The organism is Paenibacillus sp. URB8-2, assembly GCF_013393385.1.
In the GTDB taxonomy this organism is placed as follows: domain Bacteria; phylum Bacillota; class Bacilli; order Paenibacillales; family Paenibacillaceae; genus Paenibacillus_AQ.
In genome coordinates this window covers 3,193,592-3,210,202 of record NZ_AP023239.1, presented here as the reverse complement: position 1 = coordinate 3,210,202, position 16,611 = coordinate 3,193,592, and the positions used below count along the sequence as shown (strand labels likewise).

At 51.2% G+C, this 16,611-nt stretch carries 15 protein-coding genes; 12 read left to right on the top strand and 3 right to left on the bottom strand.

The annotated features are described in order from the left end of the window. Positions 1–72: 72 nt before the first annotated feature. Positions 73–1,887: an alpha-glycosidase gene (locus PUR_RS14720; protein ID WP_179035898.1), complete on the bottom strand. Its 1,815-nt coding sequence runs from the start codon at positions 1,885–1,887 to the stop codon at positions 73–75. 425 nt (positions 1,888–2,312) lie between these two features. On the opposite strand from PUR_RS14720, the gene PUR_RS14715 reads away from it, so the two are divergent. The 5 genes from PUR_RS14715 (at position 2,313) to PUR_RS14695 (ending at position 7,067) form a co-directional block, all read left to right on the top strand. Continuing rightward, complete coding sequence (locus tag PUR_RS14715; RefSeq protein ID WP_179035897.1) at positions 2,313–3,128, top strand: transporter substrate-binding domain-containing protein; 816 nt, start codon at positions 2,313–2,315, stop codon at positions 3,126–3,128. Positions 3,129–3,336: 208 nt separating this feature from the next. After that, complete coding sequence (gene tnpA / locus PUR_RS14710; RefSeq protein WP_179034640.1) at positions 3,337–3,825, top strand: IS200/IS605 family transposase; 489 nt, start codon at positions 3,337–3,339, stop codon at positions 3,823–3,825. A 153-nt stretch (positions 3,826–3,978) separates the two neighbouring features. After that, entirely contained in the window at positions 3,979–4,638 is a 660-nt protein-coding gene (locus PUR_RS14705; protein WP_179035896.1) for an amino acid ABC transporter permease, read from the top strand. Continuing rightward, complete coding sequence (locus tag PUR_RS14700; RefSeq protein ID WP_179035895.1) at positions 4,625–5,347, top strand: amino acid ABC transporter ATP-binding protein; 723 nt, start codon at positions 4,625–4,627, stop codon at positions 5,345–5,347. The genes PUR_RS14705 and PUR_RS14700 overlap by 14 nt, the downstream gene beginning before the upstream one ends. A 181-nt stretch (positions 5,348–5,528) precedes the next feature. Further along, positions 5,529–7,067 (top strand): Ppx/GppA phosphatase family protein, encoded by a 1,539-nt coding sequence (locus tag PUR_RS14695; protein ID WP_179035894.1) that lies wholly within the window; start codon positions 5,529–5,531, stop codon positions 7,065–7,067. Here PUR_RS14695 and ppk1 read toward each other — a convergent pair. Continuing rightward, complete coding sequence (gene ppk1 / locus PUR_RS14690) at positions 7,006–9,117, bottom strand: polyphosphate kinase 1 (protein ID WP_179035893.1); 2,112 nt, start codon at positions 9,115–9,117, stop codon at positions 7,006–7,008. The two genes, PUR_RS14695 and ppk1, sit on opposite strands and share 62 nt — an antisense overlap. 425 nt (positions 9,118–9,542) lie before the next feature. Here ppk1 and PUR_RS14685 point away from each other — a divergent pair, with 425 nt between their 5' ends. Then, entirely contained in the window at positions 9,543–10,205 is a 663-nt protein-coding gene (locus tag PUR_RS14685) for a 3D domain-containing protein (RefSeq protein WP_179035892.1), read from the top strand. Positions 10,206–10,400: 195 nt separating this feature from the next. Here the strand turns inward: PUR_RS14685 and PUR_RS14680 are convergent, their stop codons facing one another. Continuing rightward, a complete protein-coding gene (locus tag PUR_RS14680) occupies positions 10,401–11,333 on the bottom strand; it encodes a polysaccharide deacetylase family protein (RefSeq protein ID WP_232101514.1) in 933 nt (310 codons plus the stop codon). A gap of 237 nt (positions 11,334–11,570) precedes the next feature. Here PUR_RS14680 and PUR_RS14675 point away from each other — a divergent pair, with 237 nt between their 5' ends. From PUR_RS14675 to PUR_RS14650, 6 genes are all read left to right on the top strand, one after another. Further along, positions 11,571–12,275 carry a dihydroorotate dehydrogenase electron transfer subunit gene (locus tag PUR_RS14675; RefSeq protein ID WP_179035891.1) on the top strand — a complete coding sequence of 235 codons (705 nt, stop codon included), beginning with the start codon at positions 11,571–11,573 and terminating at the stop codon, positions 12,273–12,275. Next, complete coding sequence (locus PUR_RS14670; protein ID WP_179035890.1) at positions 12,268–13,236, top strand: dihydroorotate dehydrogenase; 969 nt, start codon at positions 12,268–12,270, stop codon at positions 13,234–13,236. Before PUR_RS14675 ends, PUR_RS14670 begins: the two co-directional genes overlap by 8 nt. Before the next feature lie 33 nt (positions 13,237–13,269). Further along, positions 13,270–13,608: a prenylated flavin chaperone LpdD gene (locus PUR_RS14665; RefSeq protein WP_179035889.1), complete on the top strand. Its 339-nt coding sequence runs from the start codon at positions 13,270–13,272 to the stop codon at positions 13,606–13,608. Positions 13,609–13,677: 69 nt separating this feature from the next. Next, positions 13,678–14,346: a PspA/IM30 family protein gene (locus PUR_RS14660; protein WP_179035888.1), complete on the top strand. Its 669-nt coding sequence runs from the start codon at positions 13,678–13,680 to the stop codon at positions 14,344–14,346. Between the two features lie 111 nt (positions 14,347–14,457). Next, the gene (locus tag PUR_RS14655; protein ID WP_179035887.1) at positions 14,458–14,964 is read left to right on the top strand and encodes a DUF4178 domain-containing protein; all 507 of its coding nucleotides are present in this window, start codon (positions 14,458–14,460) and stop codon (positions 14,962–14,964) included. 364 nt (positions 14,965–15,328) lie between these two features. Continuing rightward, the gene (locus tag PUR_RS14650; protein ID WP_179035886.1) at positions 15,329–16,591 is read left to right on the top strand and encodes a molybdopterin molybdotransferase MoeA; all 1,263 of its coding nucleotides are present in this window, start codon (positions 15,329–15,331) and stop codon (positions 16,589–16,591) included. The last annotated feature ends 20 nt before the right edge of the window (positions 16,592–16,611 follow it).

Genomic DNA, 16,611 nt, shown 5'->3' with positions numbered 1-16,611 from the left:
AAGGCAGCTTTCTCAAAGGGCGTGTATAACGCCGAGAAAGCCGCCTTTTTATTTTTGTCCTCCACCGGATCATTACTGATGCACGGCAGAATGCTCTTTCATTGCATCTCCGGAATCTTTATTGGAAGAAGCAGGCGTTTCTTGATTCAGGCGGCGGGACAATATCCGGAATCCATACGGTTCGAGGGAAATATGCATCGTTCCGTTATCGGGCTTCACAGCGTCGCCGGAGAACGCGTCTTTCCAATCTTCGGTTTCCATCGGATGGCTTAAGCTGCGAGGTTCGGGCGAGTTGTTCATCCAGATTGTAAAATGGGATTCCGTATCCATCCGCTCATAAATGATGCAGGGATCTTCCTTGCAGGCGGCGAGAATGCGGTATTGGCCTCCGCGCAGGGCATGGTTCTCCTTGCGCAGCGAAATCATCATTTTGTAGAAATCGCGAAGTTCAAGGTCCTGTTTCGCGGGGGCCCATTCCATACATTTACGACAGTCAGGGTCGCCTTCGCCGGTAAGTCCAATTTCATCACCGTAGAATATGCATGGCGTACCCATGAAAGTGAATAAAAAGGAGACGGCAAGCTTTAATTTCCGCTTGTCTTCTCCCATACGGTTAAGCAGGCGGGGCGTATCATGGCTGCACAGAAGGTTGAAGATGACCTCATTGGTCTGCTGGGGGTAGCGCATGAGCAGGGCGCCAACTTTATTGCTGAAGGTATAACTGTCCATTTCACCATTAAAGAATTCCAGAACGGTTCCGGAGAACGGATAGTTCATGACGGAATCGAACTGGTCTCCAAGCAGCCAGGCCAGAGAGTCGCTCCATACCTCGCCCACAATATAAGCTTCCGGGTTGGCTCTTTTAACAACAATGCGGAAATCATGCCAGAAATGGTGATCGATCTCGTCCGCCACATCCAGCCGCCAGCCGTCCAGCTTGATTTCTTTAATCCAGTATTCCGCCACATCCAGCAGATAGGATTTGACCTCAGGATTGGCGGTGTTGAATTTGGGCATATCCCCAAAAAAGCCGAATGTATCGTAGCTCGGTATGCCGTCCACAATTTCAACCGGATAAGAATTAATATGGAACCAATCGGCATATTTGGATTTTTCTCCGTTATTCAGGACATCCTGAAATGGAGGGAATTCTTTGCTGCAGTGGTTGAATACCGCATCCAGCATTACGCGAATGCCTTTCTCATGGCAGAGGTCGACCAGAGCCTTCAGCTTCTCGTTGTCCCCGAAATGGGGATCGACTTTTTTGTAATCAATAATGTCGTATTTATGGTTAGACGGCGATACGAACAGCGGAGTGAAATAGATGGCATTGACGCCAAGATCGACCAGGTAGTCGAGATGATCCATGACGCCCTGAATATCGCCTCCGAAGAAGTTGTCTCTCTTGGGTACGCCTCCCCACGGCTCTGTTGTTTCCGGGTTGAGAGAGGGGTCTCCATTGGCGAAGCGTTCCGGCATAATCTGATAAAAGACCGCTTCTTTGGCCCAGTCTGGAACCTTGAACAGATCAATCTCATGAATATACTGGAATTCGAAATTGTTGCCCGGCGGCTGCGGCATTTCAAACATCATGCCTTTTTCCGACATATAAACCGTTTCACCGTCTGATTCGATCCGAAAGAGATAGGATAACCGTTTGAACTTCGGCCGCGCGCAGACTTCCCAATAATCGAAACTGTCGTCTGAAGCCGCTTTTTTCATTTGGATTTCCTCAAAAGTTCTGTCCCAGGCGTATTTATCGCCGGTCATGACATAGACCGCTTCCGCATCATCCCGTTTCGTCCGCAATCGCAGATGCACGGTTTCCTTATCATAGGCATATGCCCATTTATCGCGCGGAACATGATACAAAGCTTCCAGCAGCATAGTCGCCCTCCTAATCATTGATCGGGTTCCGATAAGGTTCGGAATCGGTGCACTTAGGTTAATACCCTTAAACATGATGCATTGAACCAATCGTTTTCTTAATCTTTCAGAAAATAAAACCCGTTTTCACAGCCGGCTCACCTTGAAATATCAGAAAGTATAAGCTTCGCGCTTATCCTTAACCTGATATTTTTACGAGAAACGGATGCCTTCCTCTTCCAGAGGACGGCGAAGCCGTTTCTTCTTAGATATGGGCTTCAGACGCCGTTCTGTTATTTTGCCAATTTGTCAACAAAAAAATCTTTGCATATTCATACGAGTTGAATTATAATAAATCGGTCCGGGACAAGACACAACTGACACATAACTGACACACTAGAGATGGGCTGAATTGCCCGACGAGAGAACAGGGGAGATATGCAATCATGAACAAATGGATCAAAATGTCTATGGGGATGCTGCTCGCGGCAAGCCTTCTTTCCGGCTGCGGCCAGGATAAGGCCAATAATGGCACTGACGCTAACGGAGGCAACACAGGCACGGCGGCGAAGAAAACGTTGACGCTTGGAACAAGCGCGGACTTTCCGCCGTACGAATTTCACAAGGTAATCGACGGCAAGGATACAATCGTCGGTTTCGACATCGACATTGCCAAAGACATCGCTGCAGGTATGGGCGCTGAGCTGGTGATCAAGGATCTGCCGTTCGACTCGCTGCTTAACGAGCTGTCCAGCGGAAGAGTAGATATGGTTATTTCGGGTCTAAGTCCGACTCCGGAAAGAGCGAAGGCGGTCGATCTGTCCGACATTTATTATAAAGCCGAGCAGGCTGTTGTGGTCCGCGAAGCCGACAAGGATAAATTTAACACGATGGATACCTTGAAAGGCGCGAAGATCGGTATTCAGACCGGTTCCATTCAAGAAGACATCGCCAAAGGAATAGAGGGCGCGAAACTGACGTCGCTTGCCAAAATTTCCGATATCGTGCTCCAGCTTCAGTCCAACCGTGTCGACGCCTCCATTATGGAAGGTCCGGTAGCCAAATCTTTCGTGAAAAATGTGAAGGGATTGGCTATTACCGATGCGAAGCCGGAAGTGGAAGATGACGGTTACGTCATCGGGGTCAAGAAGGGCAACTCGGAACTGCTGACACAGATCAACAAGACTCTGGGCGATCTGAACTCCGCCGGAAAGATCGAAGAGTATGTGACCAAGGCGACCGAATTGGCAGAGAGCAAGTAAATTTAAAGATACACTGGAAAGTTGCTTTTCCCTCAAATGAAGAAAATGGCGGTGATCCGCCGTTTTCTATTTTTTTTGGCAAAAGAAAACCATACGCTATGCGTATGGTTCGGGAGAGCTTCCAGCGATGTATCAAAAAAAATTCCTCCTAATGTTACAATAAATTTGGTTCGCCAACCGAATTTATCGCACAATAGGAGGAATACAGATGTCATCTGATGTGAACAGTTTAGCACATACAAAATGGAATTGTAAGTACCATATCGTGTTCGCCCCAAAGTATAGACGCCAAGTAATCTATGGGAAATTGAAACAAGATATTGGGAAAATACTGAGACAACTATGTGAAAGAAAGAATGTAGAAATTATCGAAGCAGAAGCGTGTAAAGATCATATTCATATGCTGGTGAGTATTCCACCAAAGCTCAGTGTATCGGCGTTTATAGGATATTTAAAAGGAAAGAGCAGCTTGATGATCTTTGACCGACATGCCAACCTAAAGTATCGGTATGGAAATCGGAAATTTTGGTGTAAAGGGTTTTACGTGGATACCGTCGGAAGGAACAAGAAAGTGATACAAGAATATATCCAAAATCAACTGCAGGAGGATATCGTCGCGGAACAAATAACAATCATGGAATACATTGATCCATTTACAGGAGAAGAGATCAAAGATAATCGAAAGAAGAAGAAATAGAAAACCCCTTTAGGGGTAGCAGTAAAAGTAGTGCGGTTGGCGAACCATTCAGTGCCCTTTAGGGCTGGCCAGTAATAAAGGCTTTCAGCCGCAGAACAAACCACCCGTTATACGGGTGGTTTTGATTTGTAAATAAGGAGGTTTGCGAGTAGGATGGATTTGCTAAATATGGCGTATGAATACCGCAGCTTTTTTCTGACCGGACTGCAATACACGCTTCTTCTCGCGGTAATCGGAGTGATCTGCGGCTTCGTGCTCGGGATCGTCGTTGCCCTGCTTCGGATGTCGAGCTTCAGAGTGCTTCGCTGGATCGCTGCGGCCTGGGTGGAATTTCTGCGCGGAACGCCGATGCTTGTTCAATTGTTTATTATTCACTACGGTCTTCCTTCAATCGGCCTTGAGTTTACCGCGATACAGTCGGGGGCGATTACCCTTACAATTAACAGCTCAGCCTATCTTGCCGAAATATTCCGGGCGGGTATTCAGGGCGTAGACCTGGGCCAGACGGAAGCTTCACGTTCACTGGGGATGACTCAGGCGATGACCATGCGCTACATTGTGTTTCCTCAGGCGCTCAAGAGCGTGCTCCCGGCCATTGGCAACGAGTTCATCACCATTATCAAAGAGTCTTCTATTGTCGGCATGATCGGGGCGATGGATTTGCTGTTCCAAGCCAGAACAATTACCACGATTACCTATGACGGACTGACTCCGCTGCTGGTTATCGCTCTGATGTATTTTATTCTGACATTTACATTATCCAAGTTGCTTGGCAGACTGGAAAGGAGATGGAGCGCCAGTGATCACCGTTAAGAACTTGCAAAAGGCATTTGGAAAGCTGGAAATTCTAAAAGGGATCGATCTTACGATAGAAAAAGGTGAAGTCGTCGTTGTGATCGGTCCGAGCGGCTCGGGAAAAAGCACATTTTTGCGCTGCTTGAATCTGTTGGAGCAGCCGACGGGTGGAGAAATCGCCTTTGAAGGTCAATCCATTACGGACCGGAAGCATGATATCAATGTAACGCGTGAAAAAATGGGCATGGTCTTCCAGCAGTTCAACCTGTTTCCTCATAAGAACGTGCTGCAAAACATTACGCTCGCTCCGGTTAAGGTTAAGAAGCAGTCACAGGCGGAAGCGGCGAAAATAGCGATCGACCTGCTGCGTACCGTCGGACTCGAAGACAAAAAGGATGCCTATCCGTCGCAGCTCTCGGGCGGGCAGAAGCAGCGGATCGCGATTGCCCGAGCGCTTGCCATGCAGCCGCATGTTATGCTGTTCGACGAGCCGACTTCGGCGCTGGACCCCGAGATGGTCGGCGAGGTGCTTGAGGTGATGAAGAAGCTGGCCGAGCAGGGCATGACTATGGTCATCGTCACCCATGAAATGGGCTTTGCCCGTGAGGTGGGGGACCGGATTCTGTTCATGGACGGCGGAGTTATTGTAGAGCAGGGAACACCGGCGGAAGTGTTCGGCAGCCCTAAGTACGCCAGAACAAAGGATTTTCTGAGCAAGGTTTTGTAACATCCAATAAGATGAGCGGTCTGGAGGCGAGAAGCGCTTCCGGGCCGCTTTTTTCACCCTCAAATTCGGATTGCAATCGTTATCTTCGGCACGTTTAGAAAAACGCCCAACGTTTAAAATGTAAATATGCTGCTTAACCATGTATAATTATGCTCAGTAATAGTATAAAGGGGAACAAACGATGAACAACGACCTCAGCCGAATTGGTATTATCGATATCGGTTCCAACTCCATCAGACTCGTTATCTATGAAACGACCCCTGAAGGAGGTTACCGGATTATCAAGGAGTGCAAGTACTCCGCCCGTCTAAGCGAAAAAATCACCAAAGAAAACAGACTGGAGCGGGAAGCGCTTGAAACTATCGTTCCAGTGCTTCTTCAATTTAAAAAAGTATGTCAAGTATTCGGTGCGGCACGGATTCGGACCGGAGCTACAGCGGCGATCCGAAATGCGTCCAACTCCGAAGAGATCGCCGCATTTCTCTCCGAAGCGGTTTCACTGCCGATCGAAATCATCAGCGGGCAGCAGGAAGCCTATTTCGGCTTTCTCGGTGTGATCAACGCCTTCGACATTAATGACGGATTTGTTATCGATATCGGGGGCGGCAGCACGGAGATTACCCTTTTTCAGAATAGAAGCTACCGGCACAGCATTTCCTTTCCGTTCGGAGCGGTCAATACGAATGTGGCGTTCGGGCAGGGCGGCAATTGGGACGGGGAGCAGGTGCACAGGCTCGAAGCTTTTGTGCGCGGGCGTCTGGAAGAATGCGAATGGCTCCGGGCCGGTTCAGGGCTGCCTTTATTCGGTCTCGGGGGGACGCTGCGGACGCTTGGCAAAATAGACCAAAAACGCAGAAATTACTCCCTTCCTAATTCGCATGGATATACGCTGTCCACCGAAACGATCAAAAAATTCATGGAGACGCTGCCGACGATGCCGTATGACAAGCGTAAAAATCTGGAGGGATTGTCGAAAAGCCGGGCGGACATCATTGTAACGGGTTTGATTATTTTTCATACCGTGTATCAATACATCGGAGCCGGGCGGGCGCTCATCAGCGGAGAAGGGCTTCGTGAAGGGATGCTGCACGATCTGCTGGAGCCTGAGCACCCGGTCCGCGCCAGCGCACTGGAGTACAGTCTTGGAACTTTGCAGCAATTGAACAAGGAAGCGTCGGCCGATTTTTTAACTTACGTCTACAAAAATGCGCAAAGTTTGTATTCAACACTCAAGGGCGAAAGCGATGAGAAAGAACAGCAAATGCTGATCTATGTTTCGGTCATGCTTTACCGCCTGGGCGCTAATATCAATTATTACCAGTCCAAGCGGCATACCCGCTATTGGCTGATGAATTCGCCGATTCGCGGCCTTACCCACCGCCAGCTCGTCCTATGCTCTATGATCGCCTCGTACAGCACAAAAAGCCGGAAGCAGAAGCTGTCCACGGAGCACAAGGACATTCTTCTGCCTTCCGACGAAGAGCGGATACACAAGCTCGGTTCGCTTGTCCAATTGAGTGCGGCGCTGGACAGCGGCGAGACCGGAATGGAACAGGAAGTTAAACCGCGTCTTAAAGGGTCAAGCCTTGATATCGAGCTTCTAGTCTGTCAGCGGCCCCTGCTGAAGCTGGAGGAAATCGACAATGCCCTGAAGGCATTTAAGAATGCATGGGGTCTGAAGGTAAAGCTTGAGTATACTTCCAATTGTCAACATCCATAGCGGCAAACTGGCTCCGGTAGGGAGCCTTTTCGTCGTTTGGCCGCTCATAATTGCCGCTTGGCAGGAGGAAGCTCGATTTCAGATTGTCCTTCAGTGACATCTCCAATATTTGGACCACCTGCTCACGGGCCGTTTTATCCCTGACCGGACACATTAATTCGACCCGGCGGGTCAGATTGCGGGTCATCCAGTCCGCGCTTGACAAATAGACCTCGGGATCACCGCCATTTTCGAAATAGTAAATCCGGGAATGCTCCAGAAAGCGGTCGACAATGCTGCGGACCGTGATCCGTTCGCTCAGGCCCGGCACTCCGGGGCGAAGGCAGCAGACTCCTCGGACAATCAGATCGATCGAAACGCCGGATTGATCCGCTTCGTACAAATCATCGATGACCTGCTGGTTGGACAGGGAATTCATCTTGGCGACAATACGCGCCGGGCGGCCGGCAGCGGCGTGTTCGCTCTCCCGGCTGATCAATTTTTTCAGCGAATGGCTCATGCTGCCCGGAGCGACTACGAAGGAGTTCCATTCGTGATTGGAAGAATACCCCGTGATCTGATTGAACAGCTCGGAGGCGTCGAGCCCCGCGTCGTCCTGTGCTGTGAACAGACTGATATCGGTATATATTTTGGCGGTGTTCTCGTTATAATTGCCCGTCCCTATATGTACATATCGGCGCAATTCGTTGCCCTCCTGGCGGACAATCAGCAGAATCTTGGCATGTGTTTTAAGTCCGACCAGGCCATACACCACATGGCAGCCCGCTTGCTCCAGCTTCCGGGCCCAAGCAATATTGCGCTCTTCATCGAACCTCGCTTTCAGTTCCACCACGACAGTTACCTGTTTGCCCGATTCGGCCGCGAAGGCGAGCGCGTTAATAAGCGGCGAATTGCCGCTGACTCTGTAAAGGGTCATCTTAATCGCCATTACCTGATCATCCTCGGACGCCTGGGTAATGAAGTCGATGATGGACTCGTACGATTCATAGGGATGATAAACGAGAACGTCACGTTCCCGAAGGACCTCGAAGAAATCCTCGGTTTCATCGAATTCTGCCGGATAAACAGGTTCGATCGGCCGGTAGTTCAAGTAGCCGTATCCCTTAAGACCTCCGGCAAATTGACGCAGAAATCCCAGATCAAGCGGTCCGTCGATTTCATACACAAAATGCTCGATTTCAAATTCAGCCTGCAGTTGTTCCAAAGCATACGGATGAATGCCTTTTTGGACCTCCAGCCTTGCTGGTACTCCCCGGCGGCGTTTTCGCAGCTCCTTCTCAATCTCTTCGAGCAGATCCTCGGCGCCTTCTTCGTCAAGGGACAGGTCAGAGTTTCGTGTAAGGCGGAACTCATTGACGGCAACCGGATGGTAGCCGCTGAACAGCGTCCCGATATGGGCCCTAATGACATCTTCAATATAGACGAACTGCCGCCGTTTGCTGTTGGCGCGGTGCGGAAGCGGGATGCAGCGCGGCAGATTGGACGGAATTTGCAAAATGGCAAAGAAGAACTCGTCCTCATCTTTATGTTTTTTCTTCAATACGACGGCCAGATAGATAAACAAGCTGTGAACAAGCGGGAACGGCCGGCTCTGATCCACTGCCATCGGCGTCAGAATGGGGAAAATAATATCCCGGTAATATTGCTCGACGGCGGCTTCCTGGGCTTGGGTCAAGTCTTCATAATCGACGAGTACAATGCCTTCTTTGTTAAGGCTCCGGGAAATATCCCGAAAGGTCCGGTATTGATCGGCGACAATTTTTCCGACCCGCTTATGAAGACGTTTATGGAGGCCGGAAGGAGTATAGCCGGTAAAATCTTTTTTCGTGTATCCCGCACGGATCTGATCTTGAATGCCCGCAACCCGAACACTGGTGAATTCATCCAGGTTGCTTGAGACGATGCCAAGAAATTTGGCCCTGTCCATCAGGGGATTGTTAGGGTCCTGAGCCTCCTGCAGGACGCGGCGGTTGAACTCGATCCAGCTGAGATCCCGGTTCAGATAGGCGGATGGACTGCTGTAGTTGTTTTTCTTATCCTCTTCGTTCATGACTCCTCCAAGTTTATAACCAATGGGCCGATTCTAGCGGTAATCTCTCCATCATTCTATCATAATGTGAAGACAATGTTATATTCTTGTCCGCGAACGGTTATGAACCGTTTCTCTTTAATATTACCTTTTTCGTCAGTGACAATTGTTAACGCAGTGTAAAATATTCCTCGTCATTCGTCGAAATTTAACAAGTTTGCATCATTTAACAAGTTAACATAATAAATAATATGTAACCATAACTTCAGTTTCACTCTTTATCGCTTGCTGAATTATTTCAGAATGGTAACAATTACAAATGCAATGGTTACAAAATTGTGATATATTCAAACCTGTCGGGTAAAGCAGCTTAGAGCAAAATTTTACATACTACGATTGGAAAATACATAACCCGAGATTCGTGCATTAGTCAGAAGGAGGCAGTTATGAAATTCAGAGTGTCATCGGTTAAATCCGCCGCCGTCATTTTGGGCCTCGGAGCCCTGCTGATGGCTGCGCCTGCGCATGCCGAAACCATTCACATCGCCGGAGAAAAGACTACGTTCTACAAGGTAGCCAAGAAATATGGCGTAGGCGTCAGCGCGTTAACGAAAGCAAATCCCGAAGTAAATCCGCTTAATCTGTATCCAGGCCTGAGATTGGTCGTTCCCGTTTCGGACACGCCGTCCGCTCCCGCGAAAATGCAAGTCTTGAGTAAAGCACAGACGACATCGCTGATTGAGGAGCAGGATTTGAAGACGGTAGAGGCCTGGGGGAAAATATTCAGTTATGAGAAATCATTGCAGGTGAAAGCAACGGCCTACTCTTCTGCCGCGAGCGAGAACGGAAAATGGGGGGCTGTCGACTATTTCGGCAATCCGCTGAAGCTGGGCACAATCGCTGTCGATCCGGATGTCATTCCGCTTGGAACGAAGGTGCTTGTAACGGGATATTCCCATCCGGGACTTCCCAAACAGGCTTTTGTGGCAACCGCCTCCGATAAAGGAAGCGCTATTCAGGGCAACCGTATCGATATTTTTATTCCCGGAAGCCAGAGCTTCGTATCCGAATTCGGTTTCCAGTATGTGCAGCTGTACGTAATTAAATAGTTAATCATCATCTTATGAGAAACTATAAGAAACGAAGTCAGGCCGGAGGTCTGTTTCGTTTCTTTTTTTGAAATATCAGAAAGTATAAGCTTCGCGCTTATCCTTAACCTGATATTTTTACGAGAAACGGATGCCTTCCTCTTCCAGAGGACGGCGAAGCCGTTTCTTCTTGCTGAAAAGAACGGTTATGGCCCACTATTTCTTCTCCGGCACCTTAAGCATCTCCGGAACGGTCACAAAAGTGTATCCTTTTCGGCGAAGCGCCTCAATGATCTCGGGCAGCGCCTCAATGGTGCCTTTCAGATTGCTTCCTGCGCCGCCGCCGCCGTGCTGAAGAATGATTGAGCCTCTGCCGGCATGAGCCAAAATATTGCGCTTCACCTTTTCCTTGGGCAGTCCTTTCCAATCTAGAGAGTCAACGCTCCAATTCACCAGCTTATAGCCGTGCGATTTCGCCCACTTCAGCTGCTGTTCGTTTATTTCGCCGTAGGGGGGGCGAATCAGCCTCGGTCTGAATCCCGCAATTTTGTTAATGATATTTTCCGATCGTACGATTTGGGAACGGAACTGCAGGACACTCAGCTTGCCGAATTGGGGATGGTTATAAGAATGGTTGCCAATGCTATGGCCTTCTCTTACCATGCGTTTAACTAGATAGGGATGCTTGGCTGCACGATTTCCTACAATAAAAAAGGTGGCTTTCACCCGGTATTTCCGGAGCACATCCAAGATTTGCGAGGTGAATCTGGGGTCAGGGACGTCGTCAAACGTGAGCGCAATCTTTTTGATTCTAGGTCCGTTCGTCTTGATGACATCCGGATATTTGCGAATCAGCTGGCCAAGGGACAGCGGTGAGGCGGCCGCGGGTTTACTGGCGGGGTCATTGTCTCCACTGAGTGCGCGCTTTGCCGAAGTCTTCTCGTCCTTTATAGCTGTGCACGAAAGGGGTTCGCCTGCCGTCATTGCAGCTCGGCAATCCGTATGGCTCTTTACGGTTTGGTTCTCCGGAACCGCCGCATCCATCTCGGTCCGAATCGTATCGGAAACGGCTGAACAGCCTAATACACAGCTGATGAGCATACAAATGAGGCCCAAACTGATCCTTTTGGCAAAGCGGACATGAAACATTTTTGTGCGCTCCCTTCATATAAAGGCGTCATTACGTTGTTATTCCTCAATCGGGCTGAAAACATGCGCAGACTGTTATTCATCCCGATATTTCGAGCAGCTTCCGATACGTGTATACTGTAAGTACGGAAGATTGAAATTTGAATAAAGAAACATGCATAGTGTGAAGAATATCACAGATTTTAAGTTTCTTCTCAGGCATGTTTAATAAGATAAAATTTGAAGGAGCTTGATATCGTGGGGACGGTTATTAGTAATGAGCGGCTGGCGGACAATGTCTACCATCTCCGGGTGGGCGGAGAATACGGCGGGGAAATGGGGCAATTCTACATGCTGCGGGCGTGGGGAGCCTATCCGGTCCTGTCCAGACCGCTGAGCATACATCAAGTTAGCGATGAAGGCATCGATTTTTTGTATCACGTTGTGGGAGAGGGAACCGAGCTGTTCTCGCAGCTGACTCCTGGAGATTCCATTAATCTGGAAGGCCCGTTCGGCAGCGGCTTTCCCGCCGTCACCGGACGGGTTGCGCTGATCGGGGGCGGTATCGGCATCGCGCCGCTGCTGTACTGTGCGCGCGAGCTTCCGGGCTCCGACGTGTACCTCGGCTTCAGCCGAGAGCCTTACCGGACGGAGGAGTTCCGTTCCCACGCCGCAAGACTTACGGTTGATGTCGGCGGACTCATTTTGGACAATGTCGATTTTGCGGAATATGACCATGTGTTCGTATGCGGACCGCATCCGATGCTTAAAGCGGCCCAGCTTAAAGGCATCGCCGCGGCTACCGCGGGAAGTAACGTGAATGTATATCTCTCGCTGGAGAACCGCATGGCCTGCGGAATCGGGGCCTGCCTCGTGTGCAGCGTATCCTGCAAGGACGGACAGCGGAAAGCCTGCGCGGACGGTCCGGTATTTTTGGCAGAGGAGGTGGTGTTCCATGATTAAAAACGGTGATTCGTCATCCCTGAACACACAGCTTGATTTGAGCGCCAATATTGCCGGCATCACGTTCAAGAATCCGATCGTTATGGCTTCCGGCACTTTCGGGTTCGGCAAGGAATATGCAAAATATTATGATATAAACGAACTCGGGGGCATTTCCGGCAAAGGGCTGACGCTTCAGCCCAAAGCGGGTAATCAGGGAACGCGTGTCTATGAGACGGCTTCGGGCATGCTGAACAGCGTCGGACTGGAGAATCCGGGGATTCCTGCGTTCTTGGAGAAAGAATGCGCGTACTGGGAGACGCTTGACACGGCCCGGATCGTGAATCTTGGGGGGAATACGTTCGAGGATTACGTCACCGGAGCGGAATTGATCCAGCAGGATGCCGACCGGCGGAGCGATAGCGGCCGCAAAGCGGTCGACATGATTGAACTGAACATTTCCTGCCCGAATGTAAAAGAAGGCGGGATCGCCTTCGGCATCAGAACATGCGACGCGCGCGAGCTGGTGCGGGCCGTCCGGCGGGCGACGAGCCTGCCTCTGTCGGTCAAGCTGTCCCCGAACGCGGAGGATGTCGCCGACATGGCGCTGATGTGCCAGGAAGAAGGAGCGGACGCCGTATCCCTCATCAATACAATCTCCGGCATGAAGATCGACGTGCGCCGCCGGCGCAGCGTGTTCAACAATCTGTATGCGGGTCTGTCCGGACCAGCTATTAAGCCAATTGCGCTAAGAATGGTGCACCAGGTCGCCAAGCGGGTGGAAATCCCGATTATCGGCATGGGCGGCATCTCTTCCGCGACGGATATTATCGAATTCATCATGGCGGGAGCGACAGTGGTTCAGGTCGGCACCTACAATTTTATGAATTTACGTGCGGGCGAAGACTTGCTTAGAGACCTGCGGCAGTTTATGATCGAAGAAAATATCTATTCTCTGGATGAAATCCGGGGCATTGTATAAAAAACGGTTAAATATATTGGGGAGGGAATCTGTGTGCCTTCGGAAGACTTTGATCCGGGCGATATCTCGTTGTCCGAAACGGCGGTGGGACAAGACATTCTGCTGCTGATTACGGGCGGAGTGCGGCATATCGGTGCCGCCAGCACTGCCTACATCGGAGAGAATGGCGCCGAGGTGACGACTTCGGTCGTTCCCGGGCATAAAGAGCACACGATCAGCGAATCGGTTGCCGTCAAAGTTGCCGAAGCGCTGCGGAGAACGGTAACGGTTGTCATGGGTATTCATTACGACGATCTGTCCAAAGAACAAATTGTACGGGTGGTGGAGATTGTAGAGCGCAGGGTGGAGCAATATTTGGCCGGCAAAAAATGAAACGTGCCTGAATCCCCTGCGTACAACATATCATGAAGCATTAAAAACCATCTTTTGGAGGAATGAACCATGTCGATTTTTAAAAGATTGCGTGATTTAACAATGTCCAATATCAATGCAATCATTGACAAAGCCGAGGACCCGATCAAGATGACCGACCAATATATCCGCGACATGACCGAGGATCTGGAGGATGCGGAGAAAGCGGTAGCCGCCCAGATCGCCATCGAGAAGAAATTCAAGCAGCTGTACGAGGAACAGGAAGCGCTGGTGAATAAGCGCAATCAGCAGGCTCACACCGCTGCGCAGGCCGGAAACGCCGATCTTGCCCGCCGTGCTCTGGAAGAGAAGAAGACCGCCGAAGGCAAGCTGACGGAATACAAAACCAGCTACGATCAGAACAAGGCTTCCGCGGACAATCTCCGCTCCAAGCTGGATGAAATGCGCAAGCAGCTGAGTCAAATGAAGAGCAAGCGCGAGACGCTGGTTGCCCGCTACAATGCGGCGAAGGCGCAGACCGAAATCAACAAAGCGATGAGCGGCTTCAGCTCCGATTCCGCCACCGCAGGACTGAAACGGATGGAAGAGAAGATGCTCCAGGCCGAAGCGCAGGCAGAAGCGAGCAACGAGATGAGCGCCGGCAACAAATCGCTGGACGATGAGTTCGAGAAGCTGAACAAGGATCAGGGAGTTGAGGACGAACTTGCAGCCTTGATGAAGCAGTATGAGAAGCAATAAAGAATACTCCCGCAAAGGTTAGCGGCCCGGGATATGCTGGCGAAAGGAGAGACGGCGCCGCCGTTTCTCCTTCGCTTTGCATTGGCGAGTTTATGACAGGGAGGACAACGGATGAGCATTTGGAAGCGTATCGGCAATTTATTTGCCAAGGACGAACCGCCCCGGAAGGAAAAGAGCATGCTGCAGCTTGCGCCCGGCGACATCTGCGAGGTATCGCTTGTCACCTATGAGGTGACGGGACGCGTAAGCAACTTTGGACGGAATGCGGCGCTGCTGACTCTCCGTGACGGCACGGCACTCGCCTATTTGCATATAGAGCAGAGGGAAGAGCTGAGATATGCGCTGTACAAGGCGATCGACGGCCGGCTGGACAGCTTGGCGGAGATTCCTGCCACGATGGAGCTGGACGACAACGTGTACTATCTGGAAGAAGAATATGAAGGCCATGTATCCGTTGCCGGACAGACGCCATTTATGAATGCGGGCGACCAGCATGTCTGGCAGTATCAGTCGGATGACGGCCGTCTGCTGCGGATCGAATGGCAGAACGGACGTTTTATGCTGTATGAGGGCGAAAAAATCATTCCCGGCGATGTGAGAGTAATACGGGCCTCATAACGCGTACGGATGAATTCAATAGGTTAGGCTAATCTAAGCAGGGGTGCGCACAGCGGCACGCCTGCTTTTTTAGAAATATCAGGTTAAGGATAAGCTTCGCGCTTATCCTTAACCTGATATTTTTACGAGAAACGGATGCCTTCCTCTTCCAGAGGACGGCGGAGCCGTTTCTTCTTAGTTAAACCGATTTTTCGCGGGTGGCTAAGGTTGGGTACACAATTTCCGGTATGCTACAATAGATTGAGCCAGACTTTGGAAAAGTCTACGCCTCCGTAATTCGGCTGCCGGAAGGCTCGCGTTAGCTGGAATACAGGGAGGGAGAACGGTTACATACGGTAACAATTATGAGAAGGAGGAACAATCTATGACAAACCGCGAACAATCGGATAACAAATTTGGGCGCAAGGCGATCCAGGTCGATGAAGCACAGGCGAGACTCATGAATTACGCCGGGGCGATGGAAGCCGAGACCGTGCCGCTTGAGCAGTCGCTGGGGCGTTATCTGGCGGAATCGATCGCGGCGCCGCATCCGTTTCCCGCGTTCAACCGCTCGGGAATGGACGGGTATGCCGTGGTCGCCTCGGATACGGAGAACAGCCGGGATGAGGGGATGGTGTGGCTTAAAGTCGTCGACAACATTCCCTGCGGTGCGGTGCCTGCCGGGGCGATCATACCCGGGACGGCAGCGCGAATTATGACAGGCGCGCAGGTGCCCGAAGGGGCCGACGCCGTTGTTATGCTGGAAGTGACGGAAACCCGCGAGCTTGACGGCATTCCCCATGTCGGTGTCCGCAAGCCGATTCCAAGCGGACGCAATATTACACCGCTGGGATATGAGCTTAAACAGGGTGAGCAGGTGCTTGCCGCCGGCCATAGGATCGCGGCTGGGGATATCGCTGTGCTGGCCGCGTTCGGCGTGCACGACGTGCCGGTTATCCGCAGGCCCAGAGTCGGCGTCTTTGCCACGGGGAGCGAGCTGCTGGACGTGAAAGAGCCGCTTCAGCCCGGCAAGATCCGCAACAGCAACTCTCCAATGCTTGAAGCGCTTGTCAGGGAGGCGGGCGGCGAGCCGGTGATGCTGGGCGCCATCGCCGACGAGCTTGAGCTCGCCCGGAGCAAGGTGCAGACGGCTCTGGAAACTTATGACCTTGTCATCACGACAGGTGGAGTCTCGGTCGGCGATTATGATATTATGGGCGACTTGGTGCGCGAAGAAGCGGGCGATATGCTGTTCAATAAAGTCGCCATGCGCCCCGGCAGCGTCACGACGGCCGCGGTGCGCGGCGGTAAGCTGCTGCTTGCGCTCTCCGGCAATCCCGGCGCGTGCTTTGTCGGCTTCCAGCTGTTCGCCCGTCCGGTCATCGCTTCCATGCAAGGGGCGTCCGAGTCTTTCCTTCCGGAATGGACCGTTGTGCTGGGGAAGGACTATCCCAAGGTGAACAATTATTTCCGCTTTGTGCGGGCCCGTCTGGAGGTGCGGGGCGGAAGTGTCTATGCCTACCCTGCCGCAATAGACGAATCGTCCGTAATGGTCACCATTAAGGACAGCGATTGTCTGATCATCGTGCCGCCCGAAGAACGCGGATTGTCCGCCGGAGCGAAGGTCCGCGCGATCATGCTGCCATGAGGCGGCCTTGCAGGCGCGGC

Coding starts and splice junctions, on each gene's coding strand:
- PUR_RS14720 (WP_179035898.1), bottom strand. CDS start 1,887: ATGCTGCTGGAAGCTTTGTATCATGTTCCGCGCGATAAATGGGCATAT.
- PUR_RS14715 (WP_179035897.1), top strand. CDS start 2,313: ATGAACAAATGGATCAAAATGTCTATGGGGATGCTGCTCGCGGCAAGC.
- tnpA (WP_179034640.1), top strand. CDS start 3,337: ATGTCATCTGATGTGAACAGTTTAGCACATACAAAATGGAATTGTAAG.
- PUR_RS14705 (WP_179035896.1), top strand. CDS start 3,979: ATGGATTTGCTAAATATGGCGTATGAATACCGCAGCTTTTTTCTGACC.
- PUR_RS14695 (WP_179035894.1), top strand. CDS start 5,529: ATGAACAACGACCTCAGCCGAATTGGTATTATCGATATCGGTTCCAAC.
- ppk1 (WP_179035893.1), bottom strand. CDS start 9,117: ATGAACGAAGAGGATAAGAAAAACAACTACAGCAGTCCATCCGCCTAT.
- PUR_RS14685 (WP_179035892.1), top strand. CDS start 9,543: ATGAAATTCAGAGTGTCATCGGTTAAATCCGCCGCCGTCATTTTGGGC.
- PUR_RS14680 (WP_232101514.1), bottom strand. CDS start 11,333: ATGTTTCATGTCCGCTTTGCCAAAAGGATCAGTTTGGGCCTCATTTGT.
- PUR_RS14670 (WP_179035890.1), top strand. CDS start 12,268: ATGATTAAAAACGGTGATTCGTCATCCCTGAACACACAGCTTGATTTG.
- PUR_RS14660 (WP_179035888.1), top strand. CDS start 13,678: ATGTCGATTTTTAAAAGATTGCGTGATTTAACAATGTCCAATATCAAT.
- PUR_RS14655 (WP_179035887.1), top strand. CDS start 14,458: ATGAGCATTTGGAAGCGTATCGGCAATTTATTTGCCAAGGACGAACCG.
- PUR_RS14650 (WP_179035886.1), top strand. CDS start 15,329: ATGACAAACCGCGAACAATCGGATAACAAATTTGGGCGCAAGGCGATC.